Here is a 22,492-nt window from a genome sequence, read left to right as displayed (position 1 = left end):
GCGCAACATGGCCAAACAGACCGACACGTTGTCGCCGGAACAAGCCTCGCTCGTCAAGGGTAAGGTACCGCGTAACGCCCTGATCGCGGTGGGCAGCATCGCCGCCATCGCAATTGGCGCGATCGGCTTCTACTACCAGACGCAGGACAGTCGCAAGGCCGATGAAGAGGCGCTCCGGCTCAAGAAGGAGCGCGCGGCCGAGGGCATCGACAAGAGCAATCGTCCGGAAGACGTTGACAAGATCATTGCCGATCAGCAGGCCGCTGCGCGACGCGCAGCCTCCGAAGCGGCCGCGCGTGCCGCTTCCGCGCCGGTCGCCGACAAGAAGCCGAATCTCTCGGCGGATTCGCTCGTACCGGATCAAGGCAACACGGACCTGAAGGCGAAAACGGCTGAGGACAATATCTACGCCTCGCCCATTTTCAAGGATGGCCTGAAAACGCCGGCCGCCAATGCCCAGCAGCAACAGCAAATGCCAAACGGTGTTGTGACGCCGCAGCAGATGCTGCAGCAAGCGGCCGCGCAAGAGGCGGCGACGAACGCCGCGATCGCGCAGGCTACGGCCGCCGCCAAGGGCGGGCAAGCGCCTGGCGCCATGACGACGCAGCAACGCGATAACGAGTTCATGCACACCGTCGCCTTGCAAAGCGAGAACGGTCGAGATTTTCCTCGTACCGGCTTCGTGGGCCAGTCGCGCGGCTGTACATTGTCGCCGCCTGCCAAGATCCCCGTGCTGTCGGCGGAGGCGCTCAACTCCGATCGTCCCGGTACCGCTTCGCTCGTCGTCGAGCGCGATGTCTATGACAGCCTCACCGGCACCTGCCTCGTGATCCCGTGGGGCACGACCATTACCGCGCCATACAGCTCGGACGTACAACCCGGTCAGGAGTCGATCCTTGTCGCCGGCGCTGAAATGCGCCTGCCGAACGGTAAGCACGTGCCGCTCTTCGGCGCGCAGGGTGCTGACGGCAATGGGGCCGCCGGGTTCTCCGGGCATGTCAACAACCACTTCCTCAAGATCTACGGGGCGTCGTTCCTGACCGCCATCCTGCTACGTCGCTTCGATGGGGGCGATAGCTCCACGACCACCGGCCCGCTCGGCGTCACCCAAGTCGGCAGTACGGCTGGGCAGGTCGCCGCGCAGACCGCGCAATCCGTGCTGGGCCGCTACCAGAACATCCCACCCACCATCACGTCCGACCCGGGCGAGCGTCACTTCATGCTCAAAGTCAATCGCGACATGGTCCTGGAGCCGTACCGCCCATGATGAAGCGACTCCTTTTCATTGCATCGCTGGCGTGCGGCGTCGCGAGCGCGCACGCAGCGACCACGATTTCGCAGGTGATCAGCCCGGTGAGCGTCGTGATCTCGAGCGGCAAGGCCCGTGAGGTTGTCTCGTTGCCTGGCAAGACGGTGTTCTTCTGCGGTCTCGAACCGTTCATCGAATGGGCGGCGCCCCTTGTCGGGCAACCGGTGCGCAGCGCCCCGGACACGGGCATCACCGTGACGATCGACGGCCGTGATGTCTCGCTCGAGCAACTGCTCGCCGATCGAGGTTGGTTGCAGCCCGCCGTGCTGTCGGACGACGCGCAAGCCGCCGTGACCGAAGGCCGTGGTGGCTGGGCATGTGCGCCGGCCGTGGCACCGTTCGAGCTACTGCGAACGAGTGTTGATCCGAAGGTACTGGCGGGCATCGCTTTGAACGAATCGGCCTACAACGGCCGGCCCTGGCCGTGGACGCTCAACGTCGCCGGCCAGGGCCTGTTCTTCAAATCCCGGATGGACGCTTACAAGGCGATCGAAATGCTGATCGCGCGGGGCCGGTGCGATTTTGACGTCGGCTTGTTGCAGATTAATTGGTGCTTTCACGGCAAGCGCTTCGCCTCCGCCTGGGATGCGCTCGCGCCGGCGACCAATGTGCGTGTGGCCGCGCAGATCCTGAACGAAAACTACGAACGCACCGGTTCCGTGGAGAAGGCGATTGCCTATTACCACAGCGCGAACCCGGCGCCGGGTCGTGCCTATCTCGCGCGATTCGTGCGCCATCTCTCCATGATCGAGGCACGCCGATGAAGCGCACGCTCACACGCCTCGCTTACGCATGCGCGGCACTCTTCTATGGGATCGCCTACGGAGCAAACACCGATCCGTTCGATTTCGATTACGAGATCATGGGCGGCATTGCCGAGCGTCCGGCATTGATCTTCAACGACGGCGCAAAGACGTATATCCAGCCGCGCGCCGGTCAGGTCATCACCGCCGACGGCGGCCATAACGAAGGACCGTACGTGGTCGTCGACGGCACGCCGCAGACAATCGGCTACAAGGTGGCGGGGCGCGCGGCGACCGCGCGCTGGAAGAAAGCGAACACGTTCATCGGCGGCACCGGCACGCTCGCCGCGCTGCACGACGATCAGCCGGCCGGGTTTGACGGTTTTACCAACCGGCTGACGATTATCGGCACGCGCGGTGCGCTTGAGCCCGTTCGCCCGCTGCACACGTCAACGCCCGTGGCAAACGTCGTGAAGGCGCTGGTGCCGCAAGGGTGGACGGGTGCCGCCCAAAAGGACGTCGATCTGACGAACGTGGCGGCGTTCGACACGCATGACGGCGAGAACTGGCTGCAGGCGCTCGATCGGCTGCTGACGCAGACCGGTCTGTACGCCGACGTCGATTTCGGTGCGCGCCACATCCGGTTGCATCGCGACGTGCCGAAGTCCGCCGCACTGAACTATGCCGCGAGCGAGCGCCGGACCGACGAGGCTGGGCTGGAAGCGGTCGTCGCGAGCGCTTCTGCGCAGCCGGCGCCGGTATCGCAGCTGGCCGAACGGTTCGGCGCGCAGGCGATTCGCGATGGCGACGATACGCACACGCAGATTCGATTCACCGCGCGGCCGGGCAAGGACGTGACCTTCGTGACCCCGGGCGGCAAGTCATTGCACCCGGGCTGGGATCCCACGACGAACGTGATGACGATCGATCGCGCCGAGCGCATTGTCGTGGCTGACGCGTCCCATCGCGTCGAAGTCAGCCGCGACGCGAAGACCGTCTACGACTTCGATCAGCCAAACCGTGCGCGGCTCGAAGCCGTGTTCGATCGGGAAGGGCGCACGTACTTCAAATTCTCGGAATCCGTCGTGAAGGTCGGCGTGACCGACTCGCGTCATCTCGGCATCGGGGAGCAGAAGGGTCGCTACTACATGTTCGAAGGCACAGACGACCAGTTCGTCGTCACCGCTGACGACAATGCGGTCAACGTTAAGCGTCGTCACGAAGTGACCTATCTGGAGGTGCCGTCGGCGACACCGTCTCCCGCGCCCGCAACGGCACCGCATGTCGCGCAATCGAAGGGAGGGGCGGCATCGTGACCGGCCTTCGTTCGATTCTCGCGTGCGTGCTGTTTGGCGCAGCCGCGGTGTGTCGCGCCGACTGCATCGATGACGCAGCCACGTACCACCGGCTGAATCCGCGGCTGCTGCGCACAATCGCCCAGCACGAGTCTGGCATGCGCCCCGACGCGATCAACCGCAATTCCAATGGCAGCGAGGACATTGGCCTGATGCAGATCAATTCGTCCTGGCTGCCGAAGCTAGCGCACTACGGGATTCGTCGCGAACATCTGTTCAACGCCTGCGTGAGCGCGTACGTCGGCGCGTGGATACTCGCCGCGAACATCAAGCAATTCGGGCCGAACTGGAAGGCGGTCGGTGCGTACAACGCAGTCACGCCTTCGAAGCAGCTCGTCTATGCGAGCGCGATTTACCGCCGCCTCATGCAGGGCCAATAACCATGCTGATCACCCACCGATCCCGCGCGCTGACGCGCGCCCTTGTTGCCGCGACCCTGGTCGTGACGACCGTGAATGTTCGTGCAGCCGTCGATCCCGACGGGTGGCAGATCCTCGCTTCCGTTCCGAAGGTCACGCCGCAGGGGCCGGCGGCGGTCAACACCCCTGCGAGTGCGTCCGTGGCGAGTGTGGGGCCCGCTTCCGGCTCGGATTCGGCCGATGTCGCCGCTGTGGTTTTGCCCGGTGCGAGCACACCATCGCTGCCCAGCACGCTGACGTTTTCCGTGACGCCGCAGGACGTGAACCTGCGCGACGCCCTCGATCGTTGGTTGCAGCAGCAGGGCTGGCAGCTCGCGTGGAAGATCGACGACGACTTGCCGCTGGAATTCAACGCGACCTTCACGGGCGACTTCACTTCCGTGTTGCAACAGGTCATGAAGGCGACGAACCACATGCGCACGCCGACGCGCGCGTGCCGCCATACCAATCAAGTCATCCGCGTGATCGTGCGCGCGGGCAATTGCCAGGACTGAGAACCATGCGCATGCACCCATTGAAATCCGTCGTGGCGGTTGCGGCCACGGTGCTGGCGTCGGGCTGTGCCGTGACGCAGCAGGACGTGAACAGCAGCTACGACGCCGCGCACCGCACGATTTCTGACGCGCTGGCCAAGGGCCCGGAGTCGATGGCCCTCGTTGAAGACGTGCCGACCGCGTTCCTCGGCGACCGGCTTGTGCCGCTTGCCTATGAGGCCACGTTGCCGGCCGTGTTCCGCGAGAAAAGCGTCACGCTTCCAGCGAACCTCGGCATCCGGCAGATCGCGACGCTGATCTCGACGGCGACGGGATATCCGGTTCATCTGAGCCCGGACGTCTTCGTCCCGCGTGATTCGCTGGTGCCCGGTCAGGGAGACGGAAAGGCACAGACCCGCAACATCGCAGCGAAGACCGAAGAGCCTGTCTATCGGCAGCCTTTCACCGGCAAGGTCGGCCTGTACATGCGCAACATGACCACCGATCTCGGCCTGGACTGGTCGTTCGATGGCGGGTCAATCAACGTGTCCCGATTCGTGACGCGGATGTATCAGATTGCCGCGATCCCCGGCAAAGTCTCGATCAAGTCGACGATGAGCAAAGGCATGGACACGTCGACCGGTAATCAATCGGGCGGCGGCGGCGGCGGTTCGGGCGGCAATACCGGATCGTTCTCTGCGCAGACCTCGACCGGTCGCGAGGGCGACTTCGATCAGATTGCCTCGATCACCGCAGAGATCGACAAGCTGAAGTCGCCGATGGGCCGCGTCAGCGTGAACCCGCAGAGTCGCCTGGTGATGGTGTACGACACGAAAGAGGCTGCGGACAACGTCGGCAAGCTGTTGCAGCACGAGAACGCAATCTCCACGCGGCAGGTCGCGGTCACGGTCCGCACGATCCAGATTTCGTTGAGCAAGGGCAGCGAGGCGGGCGCGAACGCGGATGTCGTATTCAACGCGATGCACGCAGGTCTCGCGCGCTACGCGATCAGCTTCGCGTCGCCCACGTCGCTGGCAACGGGCGGTGGCTCGGTGGGCGTCTCGGTGTTGCGCCCGGACGCCCCGTTCTCTGGCACGAACGCGGCGATCAATGCGCTGAACAAGTACGGCCGCACCGTGCAGGACAACACGATGACCAAGATGACGCTCAACGGGCTGCCAGTGTCGGTCGCCTCGTTCCAGAGCGACGACTACTTGCGCTCGACGTCGCCGTCAGCCGGCACGCTGAACGCGACGTCGGGTGGCGTTCCGGGCTTGACGCCGGGCACGATCACCACGGGCGACTTCGTCAACGTGCTGCCGGCGGTGAACGACCACAACCAGATCGTGCTCGCGTATTGGGCTGACAGTTCGAAGCTGAACGGCCCCTTCACCAGCGCGGGGGTAGGTTCGGGCCAGACACAGCAGCAGATCCAGCTGGCGCACACCATCGGCACCAAGGACGATCAGACGATCGCGCTGTCTGATGGGCAGACGGTTGTCTTGTACGGTGCGATGACGGATCACGCCGACAGCACGACGAATGCGGGCATCGGCGGACTCACCGGGTCATGGAACAAGTCGAAGACGTTCCAGATCATCATGCTGAAGGCGACGGTCGTTCCGTCGATGTGACGCGATGATGCACATCACGGAACCCCTACCGACCGACAAGCGCGCGCGGCTCGTCTTCGGCCTCGACTGGCGGGCCTATCCGGTCAAAGGCGGTCGGGCCGAGCGCCGCCGCTACGCAGACGCATTCGGCGCGACGCATTTCGTCGAGTACAAGGTCGGCGATGAACTGATCGGCGGCTTCGCGATGCCCGAATCGGCCGACGTCAAGGGCGCGCGACTGTATTCGGGCGCGGCACGCGTCGCACTGCATGACCGAATCAAGAACCGGGCCGCGGCATTGGTGCTGCTGCAGGATGGCTTGCGCGTGCACGCCGTGTTCGTGGTGCGGGGCGCGGTGCGCAGCGATGAGGTGTTGTCCCCGGAAACCGCGCAGGCGCGACGTCTCGAGATCGAGCAGGAATGTCTCAAAGGCAACCTGGTGCTCAACACCCTCGGCGCCGGAGACCGGATCGGCGACATCGATGAGCCGTTTCAGGCGAGCGAACTACTCGGGAACCGCAAGGCCGGCCGCGTCACGAAAGTACCGGTCTCCATCCCGGCCGCGATTCCGCTGCTGTTCATCACGGGCGCGACCATCGTAGGTGGCGCGAAGGTGATGGACGCGCTGTCGCCGCCACCACCGCCGCCGCGCGTTCCGACGTATGCGGAGCGCTACGCGGCCGCCGTGCGCAGCACGTTCTCCCGCTCGCTGCCGCGTGCGTCCGCACTGGGGCCGGCCCTGCTTACGGCAGTCGGCAGCAACGAATCGGTGCGTAAGGGCTGGGTCTTCAAGGAAGCGAACTGCCCGACCTCTGGCTATTGCACGATGACGTTCCGGCGGCAGGGCGGCACCTTTGCCGATTTTGAAAGCGCGGCGACCGCGGCAATGCGACCGGTGACATTCTCCCGCGACGGACTCACGTCAAACGCACGCGGGCCCGCGGTTCCGAAGGTGGACGTGCTGTCGGCGAAGGAATCGTCCCAATGGCCGTCTGAACAGACATTCATCGAGGCGGTGCAAACGCCACCGCAGCGCATGTCATCCCAGCCGTTCGAAATCCACGCCTACGGCTACACCGTCACGCTGGGAGAAACGCGCCCACTTATCCCGGCTCCCGTAGCGGGGGAAGAGGGCGGCCACATCGCCTGGATCATCAAGCAGGGTGACTGGACGATCGAGGGCTTCCGATGGCAGGCGTCGTTGCTCGCGAAGCTGCCGCCCAACATGACGCTCGAATCACTCAAGGTCGAACTGCGCCTCAACCAGGGTGTCGGGGCAACGACGAACAGCGACACGGGCGATGCGCCTTTTGGCGTCCATTTCACCGCGAAGGGGAAATATTTTGTTCTTGATTAAGCACGCATTCGTCGCGGCGGGCGCCGGACTGGCCCTGACCGCTTTTGCGGAACCGGCGACGCCTCGACTGTCGATCGACGACATCGATCAAGTCGCGCGGGCCAGTATCGTGCGCCAGTTGTCGGGTGGGACACCTGGCTCCTCGACGCTGTCGCCGAACGTCGTCGGGATGACAGCGCCGCAGCCCGGCATCGTGGCGAGCGGCGCTGTTGCGTCAGGACCTGCGAAGCCTGCAGCGAAATCGGCCGCCCCGACGCATGCGCGAGCCGAACCGGTCTCGTTTCTCGGTGCATCGCGCGACGAATCGGGCTCCTACGTGTTGTATCTCTTTCAGGATGCGATCTACCCCGCGCGCGTCGGCGCGACGCTGCTCAACGGCTGGAACGTGAAAGCTGTTGACGGCTACGCCGTCACGGTCGCCGAAGGCAAGCGCACCTGGAAAGAGCCGATCCGTGCCGCCGTCCCGGTAACGTCCGCGTCGACGAACTCGGTCCGGTCGTTGATCGATCTGGCTTCGCCTTTGCCTTCTGGCGGCCCGATTCCCGGCACGCCGATTGGGGGTGCACAATGAGCATGTTCGCGGATCTCGATTCGCCGGAACCGGCCAAGCGTGGCCTGTTCGGTCGGCTCAAGGCGTTGAAGCCTAGCTTCGTGGACAACTCGGCGGCCGCGATGCCCATCGTGGGCAAGATTCCCATGGATGCCGATGAACCGCCGCGTTCGTTCGAAACGCGGGAACCCCGGTTCAAGTCGACCAGCAAGCCAGTCAATCCCCGTCAGGCAGCTGAAGGTCAGCCGATGACGATGGGCATGCGTCTGAGGATGGCGCAGGCGGAAATCGAGGACGTCACTGCCGTGGACGACGCCCCGATCCGTGATGACGGGCGGGCGGATGTCGCCCCGCGTATCGATGGCGCCGATTCAGTTGAAGGCACCTCGTCGATCCAAGTCAATCCACCGGATTCGCAACCAGCTTCGCAACCAGCAGCCGTCGAGACGACAGCGGCCCCGCGCGAAGCCGATCGGGTGGACGCGACCGACCCTGTACCCGAGGCTTCGCCCTACGCTGCTGTTCGCACGGATGAAGGGGAGACGCGGCGCCAAACGTCCGCCGCCGACGAGCCGCCGACGATTCGTCGCATCGGCGTCGATCTGGTCGACTCCCCCACGATGGCGCTTGCGAGTGGCCTGCCGCGGTTGGTTTCCGCCGAGGCGATCACGTTCAAGCGGATTCTCTGCCAGCGCGATCCGAACGCCGCGCTCCGCATCACCGATGCGGCGCGCCGCGAGTTCATTGCCGTCGAACTGCAGGCGGGGATCTCGATTGTCGTGACGACGCAGCGCTTCCATGAGGGCCAACTGTACGCGACGTATCTGAAGGACCTCGCGCGCGCGGATATCGCCGTTCACGAAGAAATGGTGGCGGACGAGGACGTCATCACCGCGCTCTACGACAAGGAGAAACAGCGCGCGGCCAACGTGGTTCCCGAATCGTCCCGCGCGATCGGCACATTCCGCGACGTGCTGGAGGCTGCGCACGCCTATGGGGCGAGTGACGTTCACTGGGAGTACCGGGACTACGCCGACGATGTGGAGCTGCGCCTGCGCGTTGACGGCGATCTGTACTCGTACCGCAAGATGCCGAAGGCACTGGTGCGCCGGGCACTGTCCGCCGCATATCAGGACCTGGTCCAGCGCAATACCAACTCGGGGGAGACGTTCCAGCCGAGCGCGCCGCAGTCCGCGACGATTCCGCTCGTCGCGCACATGGACATCATGAATATCCGCTGGCAGAGCGCGCCGCTCGTCGGCGGGTTCGATGTCGCGCTGCGCCTGCTCGACGGCAATTTCAAGAACTACAAGGTCCTGCTCCCGGAGGATATGGGACTGGAGGTCAGTCAGCTGGCGATCATCGAGATGCTCGGCAAGGTCAGCGGTGGAGCGACGTTCCTGACCGGGGAAACTGGTTCCGGCAAGACGACGCTGCTGCGCGCGCTGTCGTATCTGTTGCCCAATCGAGATCTCAAAAAGCAGTTCGCCGTCAACGAGCCGTCCGAAGTGCCGGCGCCGTGGTTGTCCGATATCTCGCTCCAGCGGCGTCCGGGCGAGACGGATGCAGACGCGAACCGCAAGATTGTGGAAGTGATTCGCACGCTGATGCGCATGGATCCCGACGATCTGACGATCGGCGAGGTGCGCGACGCCGTGCTCGCCGGCCTCGTCGCCGAGCTCGCGCTGACGGGCCATCCGGTGCGCGCGACGCTGCACGGGGACAACATCATCGGGGCGGTCATGCGCTTGGTGGGCGGGCGCCTGAACCTGCCGATGGATGAGGTTGCGTCCGGGAAGTTTCTCAATGCCGTCGGCAATCAGAAGCTGATTCCGAAGTTGTGTCCGCACTGCAAGCGACCGGCACGCGACGTCCTGTCGCCGCGTCAACTCGCGACGCTCGAGACGAAGTTCGGGCTCGACACATCAAACATGGCCTGCCGCGACGAAGAGGGGTGCCAGCATTGCCGCCGGCCGGGGTTGTTCACGCGGGCGGGCAAGGTGGCGGCCGGGATCAAGGGGCAGACGCTCGCGATGGAGTTGTATCAGCCGACGCCCGAGTTCCTCGATCGCGTGGTCGAGCGGGACTGGCGTGGGGCGGAGCGCGTGTTCCGCACCAGCCGGAAGACCGAGTTCGGCGACGCGGACATGACCGGCAAGACGGTCTACGAGCACGCGCTGTACAAGGCTGCGTGCGGCCTCATCGATCCGCGCTTCATCGACGAATCGATGTGCGCGTTCGACACATACCGCGTGTTCGCGGATCAAGGCGGGGTGCTGCCGTCATGATCAAGTCGATCACTTATTCGATGTTCATGGCATTGCCCGCCAGTGAACGGATGAAGCTCGCGACCTGGCGTTTCAAGAAGATGCGCGAGATGTTCTATCGGGAAACGCGGCTGGACATTGCGAAGAAAGGGCTGCGCAACAGCGAGACGCTGCTGGAGCGCCTGACGACGCTCGAACAGCGCCACCGGGCACGAAAGAACTGGGTGTGGCCGGTGTTCCAGAAGATCTCGCAGCGCATGCGGGCCGGCGACGATTTCGCGACGGCGATCAAGTCGTTTATCCCGAACGACGAATATGTATTGCTGGACCTGGCCGGCCAATCCCCGCGCGACGACGCGGCGGTACGCGGACTCGAACTCGCCGAGATGGCGGCGCACGCGAAAGGCGTGCTGGCGGCCACCACGTCGTTGCAGATGGCGTATCCCGGCTTTCTGCTTGTTTATCTGTACGCGTTCTGCGTGTTGTTCGGCTCCGAAATTCTGCCGGAGGCGCGCGACGTGAAGCCGCTGGAACAATGGTCTGACGCGGGCCAGATCATCTATGCGATTGACACGTTCTGCGCGCAGTACTGGTGGCTCACGGGCGCCGTCGTGGTCGGGCTGGTGGTCGCCTATTTCCACACGCTCAAGCGTTGGGTCGGTCATGTCCGCAACCGGGTCGATGCGATGCCCCTGATGTGGCGCAACCGGCGTGATTTGCGCGCGGCGCTGCTGATCGTCTCGTTGGCTGGCCTATTCGATTCGAACCTCACGCTACGCGCCGCGCTGGACCGACTGACGAAGTCGGCTGACCCATGGCTGCGGTGGCATCTGCGCCGCATGAGCGCGCGGCTCACCGCGAATCCCGATCAGCCCATGCGCGCTCTGGACACCGGGATCTTCTCGGAAGCGACGGTCGACATCATGACCGACGCGGCTGGGCGCGATCAGTTCGTCGAATCGATCAAGGATCTCGGCCAGAACTCGCTCAACCGGGTGGTCGAGACCGTGCGCCGCAACGCGAAGATCACCCACTACGTGCTGTTGGGCTTTGCCGCGCTCGCGTTTCTCACCCTCGGCCTCGGTTCGTATGTCGCGACCGGCGCGGTGAGCTTCGACAGTGCTCCATCAACTGCTGCGAAATCTTTCTGAGGAAGATCATGAACAACAACAAGCCGATTAAACGAACGAATCCCTATTCCCGAATCGTCCGCCGCCGCAAGGAGAAGGGCGAGCTATCGATGATCGAAGCCGCTGCCGTGATGGCCGGCGCAGCACTGCTCGCCTTGATCGTCTATCAGGGGCGAGGCTATGTGATGGATCGTATCCACGCGCATCAGTTCAAGAGCGAGGCTCAGCTGTTCCGAAGCGGCATTCAGGACGCAACCTCGGGCGACATCGATTTTTCGGGCGAGTCGCTGACGACGCTCGCGCAGAACCACGCTTTCGATTCGGCAGGGTCGCGGGTCAATCTCGCATCGGGGACCTTGACCGGCATCTTCGGCGGGGCGGTCAGTGCCGCACCTGGCACGGTCTCGTCGGGCAACGACGCAATGGTGCTGACGTATTCGGTGCCGGCGACCGTGTGCACGCTGGCTGCAGGAGCGGTCGCGGGCGCGTACACGATGGTCAAGATCAACAACACGACGGTCTCCGGCCCATCGACCACGTTCAACGGGACGACGGTGGGACAGGCATGTGCATCCGCTGGCGCGACGGCGAGCATCGCGATGTACGCGACCCACGACAATTAAGGACCGGCCATGTTCAGCATCATCGAGATGGCGATTGTCCTCGTTGCGATGGCGCTGTTGACCATTCAGGGCATCAAGGATGACGTGGCGAAGCGCCGAACGGCGATGCTGACGGCCGAAGGCCAGAATGAGGCGGTCATCAACGCCGCGCTTGGAAACTGGGTGACGGACAACTACGGTGCACTCGTTGCCCAGCTGGTCGCGCCGGGGCCGACTGCAGTCACGCCACCGACTTTGGCGCAACTGCAGTCGGGCGGCTATCTGAAGGTCAACTACGCGGCCGGCCCGATCTGGGGCGGCACTTACATGATCCAGATGAGCGTCGGGCCGGCCGGCTGCTCGACGGGCGGATCGTCGTGTCAGGTTTCCTATCTGTTTTACCCGTCCAAGCCGGTCACGAAGAATGGGCAGCCCGATGTCGCGAGCGCAGGTGTCGTCGCGCAGGCAGCCGGCAACGGGTTCGGTTTTTCGAAGACACAGAATTCGTCGACGGTCTATGGGTTGAATGGCGCCTGGAATGCATCGAATCCCTTGGCCGGGGCACCGGCTGCCGTCGTGATGGCCACGAATGGACCTGCGACGGATGGCACTTCGGTATACATCCGGCGCGATGGCTCGCTGACGTGGACGGGCGATCAGAACGTCAATGGTGTCAGCCTCCACAACGTCAACAGCATCGACGCGACGGGAACGATTGCAGCACCGACGCTTTCGGCCTCGAACGTGGCGGTGAGCAACGCGATCCGGACTCCTGGGACGTTGAATGTCCAAAACGCGGCGGGGACAGCCCCTGCACCGATCAACACCGGCGCGGCGACCATCAACGGCAACGCGACCATCACCGGAACGGCGACCGTCGGTAATGTGGCGTGGCCGCGTAATCCGTGTGCCGGAACGGGGATCGCCTCGGCGGCTGACGGCTCGGGGATGGTCCTTTCTTGTCAGCGAGATCCGATCAGCGGCTCGCGCGTATGGTTGCCGATTGGCGGGTCGTGGCAACAGTACGCGCGATTTGTCGTCGCCCACGGCTCGTTTGTGCCCGCGCCCAGTTGTAACGCTGGCGGGACACCCGAGGTCCTGCTCGCCCCTCAGGGGGTCTACATCGATCCGACGGCCGCCCTGAACTTCAATGCCAACGGCGCGGGCCCCTGGACGATTGCCATTACGGACGGGAGCGGTAATCCCATCGGGGTCAACGCTGTCGCCACAACGTACTGCGCTTACTAGGAGTGGAACTTGAGAATATTGTGTAAGGCCTTGGTGCTCACGACGGCGGCGTGGGCGAATCTGGTTTTCGCCGGGCCGGCACGCTGTTCCTATGGGAATCAGGACTCGACCTGCGTGACCCCCATTCGCTCAGCCCCGATCCCGCAACCGCAGTGTTCGACGGGGCCGGGGTGGTCTACGGCTTCAGGTTCGGTCTGGCAGGGTTCGCAATGGAGCGCACCACAGTGCAACTACGTTTCAGCGCCGACTTGTCCGAGTGGATACGATACGGTTGCGGCCCCGGTGTGGTCCGGATCGAGCTGGACGCAGCCGACATGTACGCCCTCCGTCGCCCAGGATCAGACGAAGAACTGGGCCCAGATTTGCAATCAAGCCGCCGCAGCGCGGGGCTATACGGCGCATTTCACCAACAGTATGTTCAACCCATACACCTTCGGAACGGGTGTCGCGACGATGGGCGGGGACGATGGGCTGGCGATCGGGCCTCCGTATATTAACGGCGACCTGTCAACCAATCAGTACGACGCAACATGCTTCGTGAGAACCGATAACGGAGCCATCTATCAACTCTGGATTGTGGAGTATGACGGCTACCAGGCCGGCAACTAAGAAAAAAGCGCCCAGCTGGGCGCTTTTTTGTATGGACCGGTCGGTACTTAGCTGCCGGTCGTGAAGCTGAAGCTGCGAGAGAAGGCCGTGCCATTGACGGTACCATTAAGCGTGACGCTGTATGTCGTGTTCGGAGACAAAGGCGACGTCGGATAGGCAACCGCTTGGTAGGTTCCCAATTCTTTGTTCGGATCGGTGCTGGCGTTCAGCACTTGAACGGCAACCACACCGGACGGCCCGGTCACGGATGCGGACTGCAACACCACGGTGTCCGTCAGGTTGCCCATCACAACGAGCGGCGTGCCCCATCCCGAGGCCGTTACGTTCGGCGGCATTGGGATTTCGTTGAGTCCGCGGTATGGCACCCCAGTAACTCCATCGCACGGGAAGGTCTTCGGACCATTCGAGAGAGTTTGCGCGCTCGAGTTCAGCATGCTGATTGACTGCCACGACAGCGTATAGGTGTTAGAGCCCGAAGTAGTTTGGGTCTCGTATTCACCGAAACCACCAATATTGACGGGAAATGCAGCGACGTCAGCGTGATAGACACCGCCTAGCAGTGAATACACGAACTGTTGGCCTGCCAAGGTAGCGGAGAAATTGCTGCTGAATACAGCGTTGCCTGCGCCGCTAACACCAATACCAAGTACGTTGCTCGGGAAACCGACAGCAACGGCTCGATCAAGGTAGCTTCCCCCTGTATAGCCTTGGCTGGCTGCAACTTCAGTGTCGGTGATGACGTTGTTGAGGCCCATGTACTTCGCGTGATTCTGTGCGGCTTGATCAAGCACGGTGTTCTGCTTGAGAGCCGGGAAGCCGCATTGCGTGCGGTATTGGTTCAGCAGATTGAACGCGGCGAGCTGCGCGCTGCCTTGCGCATACTGCGGCGTATCGAGTGTCCCCGTAACGGCGACCGGCGTCGATCCGCCGCCGGATGAGCCGGAACCGCTCCCGGTCGAGCCCGTGGAGCTGCTGCCGCCGTCACCGCCACCTCCACAGGCTGCGAGCGCCAGAAGTGCCGCGATCGAAAGGGCCGAAAGGGAGGTGGTCTTGAGTTTCTTCATTTGCTGTTCCTCGTTTGTTGGGCGCGCCCGTTGCACACCCTTAATTTCATCTTATCGATCGCCCGACGAAGTCAAGTCTGCGCCGCCGATCGTCGATTCTTGGTTCGGCCGGACCGAGCCAAAAGATCGCCAGTTCCTGATATCGGCCTTTTTGGGGACTTGAATCGCGCGTACGGCGGGCACTGTGGAATCCACTGGCCCGCCCAGCAACCAATGCCAGTACGAGCGTCTTCGATTCGGTTTGTTCGTCTCCACGGGTTCAGTAGAACTTCGCCCGCCATGGTATCGCCAGACGCCCGAACCAGCATGCGTGTCTTGGCAGAACCCCTTTTCGAGGTGCGTCCAGACCAGGTCGGCGCCAAAGCAGTGTTCAAGAAAAAGCCCGCCACGTGGGCGGGCATCAGCCGGACCAGTCACCTTCGTTTGCGGTGTCGCCAGTGGAAGATTCGAAGGCCGACAAAGGTCGCGCCGAGTAGTACGCCGCTGGCGCGCGGTGCCTGTCCCGCCATCATCGGGACGAATTGGGCGGCCATGTACACGCAGAAGAACGCGACGAACACTTTGCCGACCACGGGTTTGGCCAGTAAAGCGAACAGGCGCGGAGGCTGGCGATGGACCCATGCGACATATTCCTCGTTGGTTCGCTCGAGGTCGAACCCGTCGGCACCTCCGCCACACTGCGTGCGATAGAACTGCTCGTAGCGCTCGAAGCGCCCGTCACCTCGGCCGGAAAGCCACGCGGCGTTGCTCTCGGCCGCTAGATAAGCGTAATCGTCCATCGCAGAGCTCCATCAGTGCACGCGATCCGCCACCCACGGTACCGCGCCGACCGCATCCCTGATCACCTCGCCGGTTGCCTCGGACCAGTACTGCTCGGTTTCAGGATTCAGCCAACCGAACTGCGCACGGCCGTCCGCACTGAACACGACGAAACCTGTCGGCAGCGATGGCTCTTGCTCACGACTTCCCATGGACAGCCCGTGCACGTGCGTGACGCTTCTTCTCGCCAAGTTGCCGGTTGCAGGCCGGGCAATCGAAGCTTTGATGCATCTCGATCTTGGCGTCGTTGTTGCTGACCACATAATGAGTTCGGCACGTGCGGCACGGGGCGATCGTGAGGCGTGAATCGGCCGCCATCGAACGGGTCAGGTTGCAGCCGCGATCCGCAGAAATATCCGGCTTGCCGCCGAACAGTTGCTGATAGATGTCGTTTGTCGCGATCAGCGCCTCCGGCGCGTTCCCACCCGCGGCGAGCGCCGCGCGGTACAGCCACGTGTAGAAAGTGGCATGCAGCCGGTTGTGCGGCGTCTCGACGAACCACGTCAGTGACGTCGGCACGTTCCCGCAAGGGGAGCTGACACCGTGCATCTCGAAGTAGCGCTGGCGCATCGCGTTCTGGTTCAGGCGGAACAGGGCCGCGGCCGTGGACGCCCGGCACCCGTAGGCCATCATTGCGTATGCGTAGGTTTCGTTGCGTTCACGCGGCAGGCGCAGCTCGCTCCAACCCGCCTTGCTGGGCAGTTCCCCGACGCGAATCGGCGAGGTTTCCATGATCAGGTGCGCGACCATTTCGTCGGTCAACGTGCTTGCCGTGAACTGATACCAGAAGGTCGGCGCATTGAAACGCCAGCGGAACAGTGGCAAACCACGCATACGCCCGAGTGCAAGGCGCAGCTTGTAAGTCGGCACCGACACGAGATAGGCGGCCACCTCGGTCGTAATGCCGAGCAGGGGCGCCGCGAGTACGCTCATGTGGATCACGCTCGTGACGAGGTCCAGGAACATGCGGTTGTGCTGTTGCACGGAGTACGTCGATAGCGCATCCAGCTCCGGCAGTTTGCGGCGCAGTTCGTCGACCGCGACGGTCGTCGCGGTCTCGTCGATGAAGCAGCGCCAGTCCTCCACCGTTTGCAGCGTCGGCGCGACCATCAGGAACGGCGTGTGGAGCAAATTGCGCAGCGACGACTCGTTGTGCTTGAAGTGCTCGATTTCCTTGCGCTCGACGGCGAGGATCTCGTTAAACCGACCGTCTTTCTGGAGCAGCCACTTCATGTGGTCGACCAGATCGAAATTCGTGACCTGGATTCGTTCCGTCAGCCATTGAGGCACGTAAAGGCGTTCGACGGACCGGTAGGTCTCCCGGGCATTCTTCTTTTCCATTTGTAGTTCTCTCGATTCCCTGCCAATTCGGGAGCGGCCGCTCCCGAACCATCATGCTGCGCGTGTCGCAGCCATCACTTCCCCATGAAACTTGCCGATCAGGTCGCCGAGCGCCACAAACAGCGGCTGGAAGCGCGCGGGACGGCCGTCCGCGGTCGCCAGCAACTGCGCGCTGTGGTAGTCCTCGGCGAATGCGCCGAACTTCTCGATCAGCGCCCGGATCTTCTTTTCCAGTGCTTCACCAGCCTCGAGCGCCGCCTTTTGCTGCTGGAGTTCGCTTTCGAGCGCCTCTTTTTCCGCCTGAATGGATTCGAGACTGGCGCGCGCTTCCTTCACTTCAGCGAGCTTGGTTGCGAGCGCATCTTCGAGGTTCGTGAATTCGTCAGGAACCGTCGGGACCGGCACCTGTTCCTTTAGCGGGTTGGCCTTCAGGTGGGCAAAGTCGTGTGTTATCTGCTTGACTTCGTGCTCTCGCTTCGCCAGTTCGTGCTGTAGCGTGCTGACCTGCTTGCTCACGTTCGCCAACTCGACGGACGTGGCTTGCGAGCTCTCTCGCTCGCGGGCTTGTTCTTGCCGCGTTCGATCAAGTTCCGCCGCAAGGCGATCGATTTCCGCCTGGGCATCATCAAGCCGGCCGACCGTATTCGCCAGGTCGGTCGTGACCATTTCAACCTGGTTGGCCTTCTCGGCGAGCTTGTCCTGGAAGTTCGCGATGAGCTGCTCGACTTGCCGCTTGCTCAGATTCGGGTTCTCGCTTTTGGCGTCGATGACCATGTCGACCACCTCGTTGCCAATGTCGTTACCGACCAGCAGCGCCATGTCGCTGTGCGAGAGGATCTCGACGGCGCGCATGTTGTTCGCGAACTTCTCGTAACAGCGGATGTACAGCCGAACCGACGACTTCGACTTGCGAAACACTTTCGTCAGGTAGTCGTAGACGAGTTCCTTCGCGCGATTGCGCACGGCGACGGTGTCACCTTTGTGCGTCACCTCATGACCCACAACGCCCGTGAGGATGTGCACGAAGTTGCCGCCGATCCGCATGTGCTCGAGCAGGATCTTGCGAGTCGAGTGCGCGACTTCCTCGCTCTCCTCGATGATCGTGCGAATCAGCGAGTCGGGTAGGCCGGCGAACATTTCCCGTGCGGCGGTGCCGAGCTCGAGCTGGGTCGGAATGTGGGCGAAGTTCGCCGTCAGATCGGCACTCGATTCGACGTCGTCGGCAGGCGCGCGGCCGCCGTCAGGAACGGTCGGGTTGAAATCGTCGTCGGACTGGATGGGTTTGGGCAGATTCTTGGACACGTGTTCACCCCAATGCGATGTTGCTCGCCAGCTTCTCGTAGCAGCGGATATAGAGCCGGACGGTAGTGTTCGGCTTGTGGAATTCCCGCGTCAGAAAATCGTAGGCGACCTTCCGCGCGCTTTCGCGCGTCGTGGGGGTATCGCCATGCTGGACGACGTAAGAACTGACGACGGCATCGCGGATGGCGGAGAAGTGGTAGCCGATGCGCAGGTACTCCTGCAGCTTGCTGCCCAGAATCGACGCCACTTCCTCGCTATGGCGGATCACGCCGTTGAGGATATCGGTGGAGAGACTCGCCAAAGACGGGCCGGCGGCCTCTTGCTGTTCGCGCTGCACGGTCGCATCACGACCCCATCGCGGGTCGAGGGGACTGCACGCGTCGTCTCGGGTCGATGCAGATGCCTCGTCGAGGCGGGGTTTCTTGGACGGATGGTTGGACACGTTTCCTCTCCGAAATGTCCGGTTGGAGCCATTGCCGGCGCAGTCGGATTCCTCGGCTGCGCGTCAATGGCGGCAAGTAGTTTGGGCGGGTGGCGAACCCAGCATACGCCGCGTTTTCATCTAGTCCTGGCGAAAAGCTGCACGAAACCACCCCGCTTTCAAACGGGCTCGAATTGTTACGGATTATGAATTTGTCGGCAGAATTGACCGAAACATTAGGAGCGCTTCCTCAGGTAGGTAAAGATTGCTGAATTTTGCGGCGATGGATTTCGATAGCCGCCCCTGTTGGATCGTCAACGCTGAGGCGGCGAATCGCGTCGCGGGCAACCTGGACCCTGATCGAAGGCCGGCCGGAGAGCGCGGGTCGATTCTTCTTCTCGCGCAGCCAGTGACCCAGGTCCGAAGCACGAATCAGATCGATGGGCAGCGCCGGCGACAGCGTGCAGACGTCGCTGGAAAACACGCCGACACCGTGAACATCCCACATAGCGGGCAGCATGCTGCGCAGGAATGCAACCTTTGACCGGTTCTGGTTCAGCGGTGAGCGCCGTTCCTCGAGCCTGCCGCCGGGCAGATGACACAACAACTTGGTCGCGTCGCTGCCCGGTGCGATGCGAGCGGACCAGTGTTTAGTTTCGACTACGAAAATTCCGAACGGCGCGACGACGAGATGGTCGACCTCGGCGGTCGGAAAATCCGTACCAGGCGCGTGATTCAGCAGCAAGGCCGTCGGATGCACGTAGTAATCGTCGCCGCAGAGCCACGAGAGCACGCAGTCCAGTTCCGTGCGCACGCGCGCTTCGCCGGCGTCGCCCGATGCGTGGCTGCGCGACACGGGCGGCTTGCTCGGTTGAGCGGGGCGCTGCTTGCGAAACGCGATGTAGAGCGACCCGCCGATGAACGCGACAATTAAAATGGAAAACATGATGAGCGCCTTGAAGTGAGTGACGCTTTCAGTCTGCCGCGCGATTTGCGAAGTCAAGTCTTCGGGACCGGCAAAAGCTATACGATTTTCTGGAGCTTTCCGGGTTAAGCCCCTCAACCGGTTGAACTGGGCGGGCTCTGCCAAAGCTGTACGCGATTGCCGATCATTTGGGCGACCCGCCGTGCGCGAACCCGATACGCTAGGCCTATTACGCGTTTTTCCGACGCATCGACCTGCCGGACCTAACGGTCTCGCCTCTTGCGGCCTGCCCGCATCCTTTCCTGATCGACGCCGAGCATTTTCGTGCGCGGGCCTCGCGGCCGCGCACGAAAGCGCTTCGCGCCGATTTCCTTGCTCGTCTCGAGCATCGAAACCGCCGGACGTTGTCCGGGCATCCTTCTGTATATGACTTTTCTGGAGAGAGAGATGTTGACGCTACTGTTCAAGGGCGCATTCAAATCGCCGTTCAAGTTGCTGGCGCTTTGCCTGGTGCTGTATATCGCGACCACGTCGTTCTTCGTTGCCGGCATCGTGATGCTGGCAGTTGCCCATTGGGTGAAGACGGAATTCGACAAACGTCGACGGGCGGCGCAAACGCCCGAAGCTGCCGAGCGTCCGGCTGGGTCGGACGCTTCTGAACAGTTGCATCGCGCCGCAAAAGTACCTGCTGCCAACGACGCGACCGAATCGACACCGAAGCGGCAGTACGCGAAATCGGCCGTCGTCATTCCCATCAAGACGGGCACCAAGTAAGGCGCCTGCCATCCAGTTGACCGTGCGAAGCCATTCGCGCGGTCAACGCCTCACCCCCACCGGGAACCCCGTTCCCGATTTCCGGAGATGAGGTTGCCCGGCACGACCGGAGCATTCTCATGGAACCGCATGTGGCTGCCTGGCAGCTCGACATGTTCGGCGACGCGTCGCCGATCGTTATCCCCACACCGAAACCCGACCCGCTCCCCGACCCATCCCAGTGGGCGCCTCACGTTCGCGAGCAGCTGGCCGAAGCGGTGTTCTCCCTCGCAGTCGACAGCCGCCATGGTGACAGCGTGCCGGAAGCGCTGATGGATTGCGCGGAAATCCTCCGGGATCGACTGTGCAATCGTCCAGTCGACAAGGCCGACTACTACGCGACGCTCGGATGGATCATGGAACTCTGGTCCGGCGCGATCCCGTATCCGCTCGTCTGTGCGCTCGGCCGGATCCGGTCGCGCTCGATGCAGGACGTGATCCGAGATAACCCGTTGCTCAACTTCGACTACATGCGGCTTAACCTCTGGTGTAGCGGGCAACTGTCCCTGGAGGCGCAATGGCAAGCGTAGCGATGTTCATCACGCGCGTGCTCGCAAATGCGTTTCCAGGCGAAGGACGCAAGCCGACCGAGCCGTCGTCGCCGGGTGGGTGCACACCGGATCGCGAGCGCGTGGTCGGAAAGGGCGCGTCGAACGAGACCAACGTCACGATCGACGGCATTCCCCACCTGTTCGTTGACGAGGGCGACTGTGTCGTTGAATTCGAACCGGCTTTCGACGATCACACCGGCGACACGATGTTCGGTCTCAAGATCCTGCCGGACCTTGAACCGCATTGGGCGATGCGTGCTGAGCACCGAACTGCGCTGAAGGATGCGATCGCAACCGCCATTCGGCGTGCGGCCGGTGTCCAACTGCCAACCGGCTCCAATGTGTCGTCAGCCGAGGCTGCGCCGATGGAGGTGGCGCCGGCCGATGAGCTCGAGCGTCCGCGCGACTCGTCCCGACGTCCGGCGCGATCGCGCCGCGACGAATCCGCCAAGTCTGCGGCCGTGGTCGGTCGCATCACGTGGTGGGGTGAGGACGAATTCCCCGACCGTGGTTCGAACGGCTCACGCTTCTACAAGTCCTTTGCGATCCGTCTCGATACGTCGTATGGCGAACGCACGCTGCAAGGCGAAGGCTTGAAGGAGGCGATCTCGGAATGTGGTTGTCGGCTTGGCGACACCGTGAGCGTCAAACGTCTCAGGAAGATCAAGGTGCCGGCCATGCGGTCGGATGGTTCACCCAAGATCGTGAATGGCCAGCAAGTCATTTGGGACAAGTGGCTCTGGTCGATTACTCAATAAAGGAGTTGTACATGGCATCTGTCAACAAGGTCATCCTCGTCGGCAATCTCGGCGCCGATCCTGAAGTCCGTTACCTGCCGAGCGGCGACGCGGTGGCGAACATCCGTCTCGCGACGACCGATCGCTACAAGGACAAGGCGAGCGGCGAGTACAAGGAAATGACCGAATGGCACCGCGTCGCGTTCTTCGGCCGTCTGGCTGAGATCGTCAGCGAGTACCTAAAGAAGGGTTCGTCGGTGTACATCGACGGTCGGATTCGTACGCGCAAGTGGCAGGGGCAGGACGGTCAGGATCGCTACTCGACCGAGATTGTCGCCGACCAGATGCAGATGCTCGGCGGCCGTGGCGGAAACGCACGGCGTGATGGCGACGACGATGGATTCGAGCAGGGCGAGCACCGACCGGCTCCGGCCAATGCGGCCCGCGCGCCGGCTCGAACGAATGGCTCGGGCCCGCGGCCTGTGGCCGCTCCGCCGGATCAGACGCGGTCGTACGGTGGTGGTGGCTTCGACGAGATGGACGACGATATTCCGTTCTGAGGTCCAGACTTTCCATGCGGGGTTTGGACTGCGTCCTGATCCCGGAAAGTCTCACCCATCCTCTTCGCGTCTCCCGTTTCCTCTCACCTTCGTGTGATGTGCCTCCCGGCACTTCACACGCGGACCTTCTCGTCCCTCTGTTCATCCCACGACGTTGCTGAACCAAGCCGACGCGCTCGCGCGGCTGGTTGAGCAAGCGTTTCCACGCCTGTCTCAGGCATCAACCAAAACCGCAATCCAAACAGGAGAGTGCCTTTGACGTTCTCCTCTCCCTAAAGGGCTGA

Annotated in this window: 23 protein-coding genes; 16 read left to right on the top strand and 7 right to left on the bottom strand. The window is 62.9% G+C overall.

Going from position 1 to position 22,492, the window contains the following annotated elements:
- Positions 1 to 7 precede the first annotated feature (7 nt).
- Genes C7H84_RS22025 through C7H84_RS21970 form a run of 12 tightly spaced genes read left to right on the top strand, consistent with a single transcriptional unit; the run spans position 8 to position 13,066 of the window.
- Positions 8 to 1,267: a TrbI/VirB10 family protein gene (locus C7H84_RS22025; RefSeq protein WP_121860778.1), complete on the top strand. Its 1,260-nt coding sequence runs from the start codon at positions 8 to 10 to the stop codon at positions 1,265 to 1,267.
- Entirely contained in the window at positions 1,264 to 2,073 is an 810-nt protein-coding gene (locus C7H84_RS22020; protein ID WP_121860777.1) for a transglycosylase SLT domain-containing protein, read from the top strand. The genes C7H84_RS22025 and C7H84_RS22020 overlap by 4 nt, the downstream gene beginning before the upstream one ends.
- Positions 2,070 to 3,368 carry a TrbG/VirB9 family P-type conjugative transfer protein gene (locus tag C7H84_RS22015; protein WP_121860776.1) on the top strand — a complete coding sequence of 433 codons (1,299 nt, stop codon included), beginning with the start codon at positions 2,070 to 2,072 and terminating at the stop codon, positions 3,366 to 3,368. The genes C7H84_RS22020 and C7H84_RS22015 overlap by 4 nt, the downstream gene beginning before the upstream one ends.
- Complete coding sequence (locus C7H84_RS22010; RefSeq protein ID WP_121860775.1) at positions 3,365 to 3,787, top strand: lytic transglycosylase domain-containing protein; 423 nt, start codon at positions 3,365 to 3,367, stop codon at positions 3,785 to 3,787. The genes C7H84_RS22015 and C7H84_RS22010 overlap by 4 nt, the downstream gene beginning before the upstream one ends.
- A 2-nt stretch (positions 3,788 to 3,789) precedes the next feature.
- The gene (locus C7H84_RS22005; protein ID WP_121860774.1) at positions 3,790 to 4,320 is read left to right on the top strand and encodes a toxin co-regulated pilus biosynthesis Q family protein; all 531 of its coding nucleotides are present in this window, start codon (positions 3,790 to 3,792) and stop codon (positions 4,318 to 4,320) included.
- Between the two features lie 5 nt (positions 4,321 to 4,325).
- Positions 4,326 to 5,933, top strand: coding sequence for a type II secretory pathway protein (locus C7H84_RS22000; RefSeq protein ID WP_121860773.1), 1,608 nt, complete (start codon positions 4,326 to 4,328; stop codon positions 5,931 to 5,933).
- A 4-nt stretch (positions 5,934 to 5,937) separates the two neighbouring features.
- Complete coding sequence (locus C7H84_RS21995; RefSeq protein ID WP_121860772.1) at positions 5,938 to 7,269, top strand: hypothetical protein; 1,332 nt, start codon at positions 5,938 to 5,940, stop codon at positions 7,267 to 7,269.
- Positions 7,262 to 7,840 carry a hypothetical protein gene (locus tag C7H84_RS21990; protein WP_240462070.1) on the top strand — a complete coding sequence of 193 codons (579 nt, stop codon included), beginning with the start codon at positions 7,262 to 7,264 and terminating at the stop codon, positions 7,838 to 7,840. The genes C7H84_RS21995 and C7H84_RS21990 overlap by 8 nt, the downstream gene beginning before the upstream one ends.
- Positions 7,837 to 10,107 carry an ATPase, T2SS/T4P/T4SS family gene (locus C7H84_RS21985; protein ID WP_121860770.1) on the top strand — a complete coding sequence of 757 codons (2,271 nt, stop codon included), beginning with the start codon at positions 7,837 to 7,839 and terminating at the stop codon, positions 10,105 to 10,107. The genes C7H84_RS21990 and C7H84_RS21985 overlap by 4 nt, the downstream gene beginning before the upstream one ends.
- Positions 10,104 to 11,237, top strand: a complete 1,134-nt coding sequence (locus C7H84_RS21980) for a type II secretion system protein (RefSeq protein WP_121860769.1) — start codon at positions 10,104 to 10,106, stop codon at positions 11,235 to 11,237. Before C7H84_RS21985 ends, C7H84_RS21980 begins: the two co-directional genes overlap by 4 nt.
- A gap of 8 nt (positions 11,238 to 11,245) precedes the next feature.
- Positions 11,246 to 11,839 carry a type 4 pilus major pilin gene (locus C7H84_RS21975; protein WP_121860768.1) on the top strand — a complete coding sequence of 198 codons (594 nt, stop codon included), beginning with the start codon at positions 11,246 to 11,248 and terminating at the stop codon, positions 11,837 to 11,839.
- A 9-nt stretch (positions 11,840 to 11,848) separates the two neighbouring features.
- Positions 11,849 to 13,066 (top strand): hypothetical protein, encoded by a 1,218-nt coding sequence (locus tag C7H84_RS21970; RefSeq protein WP_121860767.1) that lies wholly within the window; start codon positions 11,849 to 11,851, stop codon positions 13,064 to 13,066.
- 656 nt (positions 13,067 to 13,722) lie between these two features.
- On the opposite strand, the gene C7H84_RS21960 is transcribed toward C7H84_RS21970, so the two are convergent.
- From C7H84_RS21960 to C7H84_RS21930, 7 genes are all read right to left on the bottom strand, one after another.
- Complete coding sequence (locus C7H84_RS21960) at positions 13,723 to 14,739, bottom strand: CAP domain-containing protein (RefSeq protein ID WP_121860766.1); 1,017 nt, start codon at positions 14,737 to 14,739, stop codon at positions 13,723 to 13,725.
- Positions 14,740 to 15,152: 413 nt separating this feature from the next.
- Positions 15,153 to 15,518, bottom strand: a complete 366-nt coding sequence (locus C7H84_RS21955) for a hypothetical protein (protein WP_121860765.1) — start codon at positions 15,516 to 15,518, stop codon at positions 15,153 to 15,155.
- 12 nt (positions 15,519 to 15,530) lie between these two features.
- Positions 15,531 to 15,710 carry a hypothetical protein gene (locus C7H84_RS21950; RefSeq protein ID WP_121860764.1) on the bottom strand — a complete coding sequence of 60 codons (180 nt, stop codon included), beginning with the start codon at positions 15,708 to 15,710 and terminating at the stop codon, positions 15,531 to 15,533.
- On the bottom strand, positions 15,697 to 16,899 hold the full coding sequence (locus C7H84_RS21945) for a FlhC family transcriptional regulator (protein WP_121860763.1): 1,203 nt from the start codon (positions 16,897 to 16,899) through the stop codon (positions 15,697 to 15,699). Before C7H84_RS21945 ends, C7H84_RS21950 begins: the two co-directional genes overlap by 14 nt.
- Before the next feature lie 51 nt (positions 16,900 to 16,950).
- Entirely contained in the window at positions 16,951 to 18,201 is a 1,251-nt protein-coding gene (locus C7H84_RS21940; RefSeq protein WP_121860762.1) for a hypothetical protein, read from the bottom strand.
- A gap of 4 nt (positions 18,202 to 18,205) precedes the next feature.
- Positions 18,206 to 18,643 (bottom strand): hypothetical protein, encoded by a 438-nt coding sequence (locus C7H84_RS21935; protein ID WP_121860761.1) that lies wholly within the window; start codon positions 18,641 to 18,643, stop codon positions 18,206 to 18,208.
- A 229-nt stretch (positions 18,644 to 18,872) separates the two neighbouring features.
- Positions 18,873 to 19,625 (bottom strand): nuclease-related domain-containing protein, encoded by a 753-nt coding sequence (locus tag C7H84_RS21930; RefSeq protein WP_240462069.1) that lies wholly within the window; start codon positions 19,623 to 19,625, stop codon positions 18,873 to 18,875.
- 369 nt (positions 19,626 to 19,994) lie between these two features.
- Between C7H84_RS21930 and C7H84_RS21925 the strand changes: the two genes are divergently transcribed.
- The 4 genes from C7H84_RS21925 to C7H84_RS21910 all read left to right on the top strand — a co-directional run bounded on the left by C7H84_RS21925 (position 19,995) and on the right by C7H84_RS21910 (position 22,208).
- The gene (locus C7H84_RS21925) at positions 19,995 to 20,321 is read left to right on the top strand and encodes a hypothetical protein (protein WP_121860760.1); all 327 of its coding nucleotides are present in this window, start codon (positions 19,995 to 19,997) and stop codon (positions 20,319 to 20,321) included.
- Between the two features lie 119 nt (positions 20,322 to 20,440).
- Positions 20,441 to 20,890, top strand: a complete 450-nt coding sequence (locus C7H84_RS21920; RefSeq protein WP_121860759.1) for a hypothetical protein — start codon at positions 20,441 to 20,443, stop codon at positions 20,888 to 20,890.
- Positions 20,878 to 21,669 carry a hypothetical protein gene (locus C7H84_RS21915; protein WP_121860758.1) on the top strand — a complete coding sequence of 264 codons (792 nt, stop codon included), beginning with the start codon at positions 20,878 to 20,880 and terminating at the stop codon, positions 21,667 to 21,669. Before C7H84_RS21920 ends, C7H84_RS21915 begins: the two co-directional genes overlap by 13 nt.
- A gap of 11 nt (positions 21,670 to 21,680) precedes the next feature.
- On the top strand, positions 21,681 to 22,208 hold the full coding sequence (locus C7H84_RS21910; RefSeq protein WP_121860757.1) for a single-stranded DNA-binding protein: 528 nt from the start codon (positions 21,681 to 21,683) through the stop codon (positions 22,206 to 22,208).
- The last annotated feature ends 284 nt before the right edge of the window (positions 22,209 to 22,492 follow it).

It is taken from the genome of Burkholderia sp. Nafp2/4-1b (genome assembly GCF_003635165.1).
GTDB lineage: Bacteria > Pseudomonadota > Gammaproteobacteria > Burkholderiales > Burkholderiaceae > Burkholderia.
The sequence above is the reverse complement of the archived record's forward strand: the minus strand, read 5'-3'. Positions and strand labels throughout refer to the sequence as shown.

Coding starts and splice junctions, on each gene's coding strand:
- C7H84_RS22025 (WP_121860778.1), top strand. CDS start 8: ATGGCCAAACAGACCGACACGTTGTCGCCGGAACAAGCCTCGCTCGTC.
- C7H84_RS22020 (WP_121860777.1), top strand. CDS start 1,264: ATGATGAAGCGACTCCTTTTCATTGCATCGCTGGCGTGCGGCGTCGCG.
- C7H84_RS22015 (WP_121860776.1), top strand. CDS start 2,070: ATGAAGCGCACGCTCACACGCCTCGCTTACGCATGCGCGGCACTCTTC.
- C7H84_RS22005 (WP_121860774.1), top strand. CDS start 3,790: ATGCTGATCACCCACCGATCCCGCGCGCTGACGCGCGCCCTTGTTGCC.
- C7H84_RS22000 (WP_121860773.1), top strand. CDS start 4,326: ATGCGCATGCACCCATTGAAATCCGTCGTGGCGGTTGCGGCCACGGTG.
- C7H84_RS21995 (WP_121860772.1), top strand. CDS start 5,938: ATGATGCACATCACGGAACCCCTACCGACCGACAAGCGCGCGCGGCTC.
- C7H84_RS21985 (WP_121860770.1), top strand. CDS start 7,837: ATGAGCATGTTCGCGGATCTCGATTCGCCGGAACCGGCCAAGCGTGGC.
- C7H84_RS21980 (WP_121860769.1), top strand. CDS start 10,104: ATGATCAAGTCGATCACTTATTCGATGTTCATGGCATTGCCCGCCAGT.
- C7H84_RS21975 (WP_121860768.1), top strand. CDS start 11,246: ATGAACAACAACAAGCCGATTAAACGAACGAATCCCTATTCCCGAATC.
- C7H84_RS21970 (WP_121860767.1), top strand. CDS start 11,849: ATGTTCAGCATCATCGAGATGGCGATTGTCCTCGTTGCGATGGCGCTG.
- C7H84_RS21960 (WP_121860766.1), bottom strand. CDS start 14,739: ATGAAGAAACTCAAGACCACCTCCCTTTCGGCCCTTTCGATCGCGGCA.
- C7H84_RS21955 (WP_121860765.1), bottom strand. CDS start 15,518: ATGGACGATTACGCTTATCTAGCGGCCGAGAGCAACGCCGCGTGGCTT.
- C7H84_RS21950 (WP_121860764.1), bottom strand. CDS start 15,710: ATGGGAAGTCGTGAGCAAGAGCCATCGCTGCCGACAGGTTTCGTCGTG.
- C7H84_RS21945 (WP_121860763.1), bottom strand. CDS start 16,899: ATGGAAAAGAAGAATGCCCGGGAGACCTACCGGTCCGTCGAACGCCTT.
- C7H84_RS21925 (WP_121860760.1), top strand. CDS start 19,995: ATGTTGACGCTACTGTTCAAGGGCGCATTCAAATCGCCGTTCAAGTTG.
- C7H84_RS21920 (WP_121860759.1), top strand. CDS start 20,441: ATGGAACCGCATGTGGCTGCCTGGCAGCTCGACATGTTCGGCGACGCG.
- C7H84_RS21915 (WP_121860758.1), top strand. CDS start 20,878: ATGGCAAGCGTAGCGATGTTCATCACGCGCGTGCTCGCAAATGCGTTT.
- C7H84_RS21910 (WP_121860757.1), top strand. CDS start 21,681: ATGGCATCTGTCAACAAGGTCATCCTCGTCGGCAATCTCGGCGCCGAT.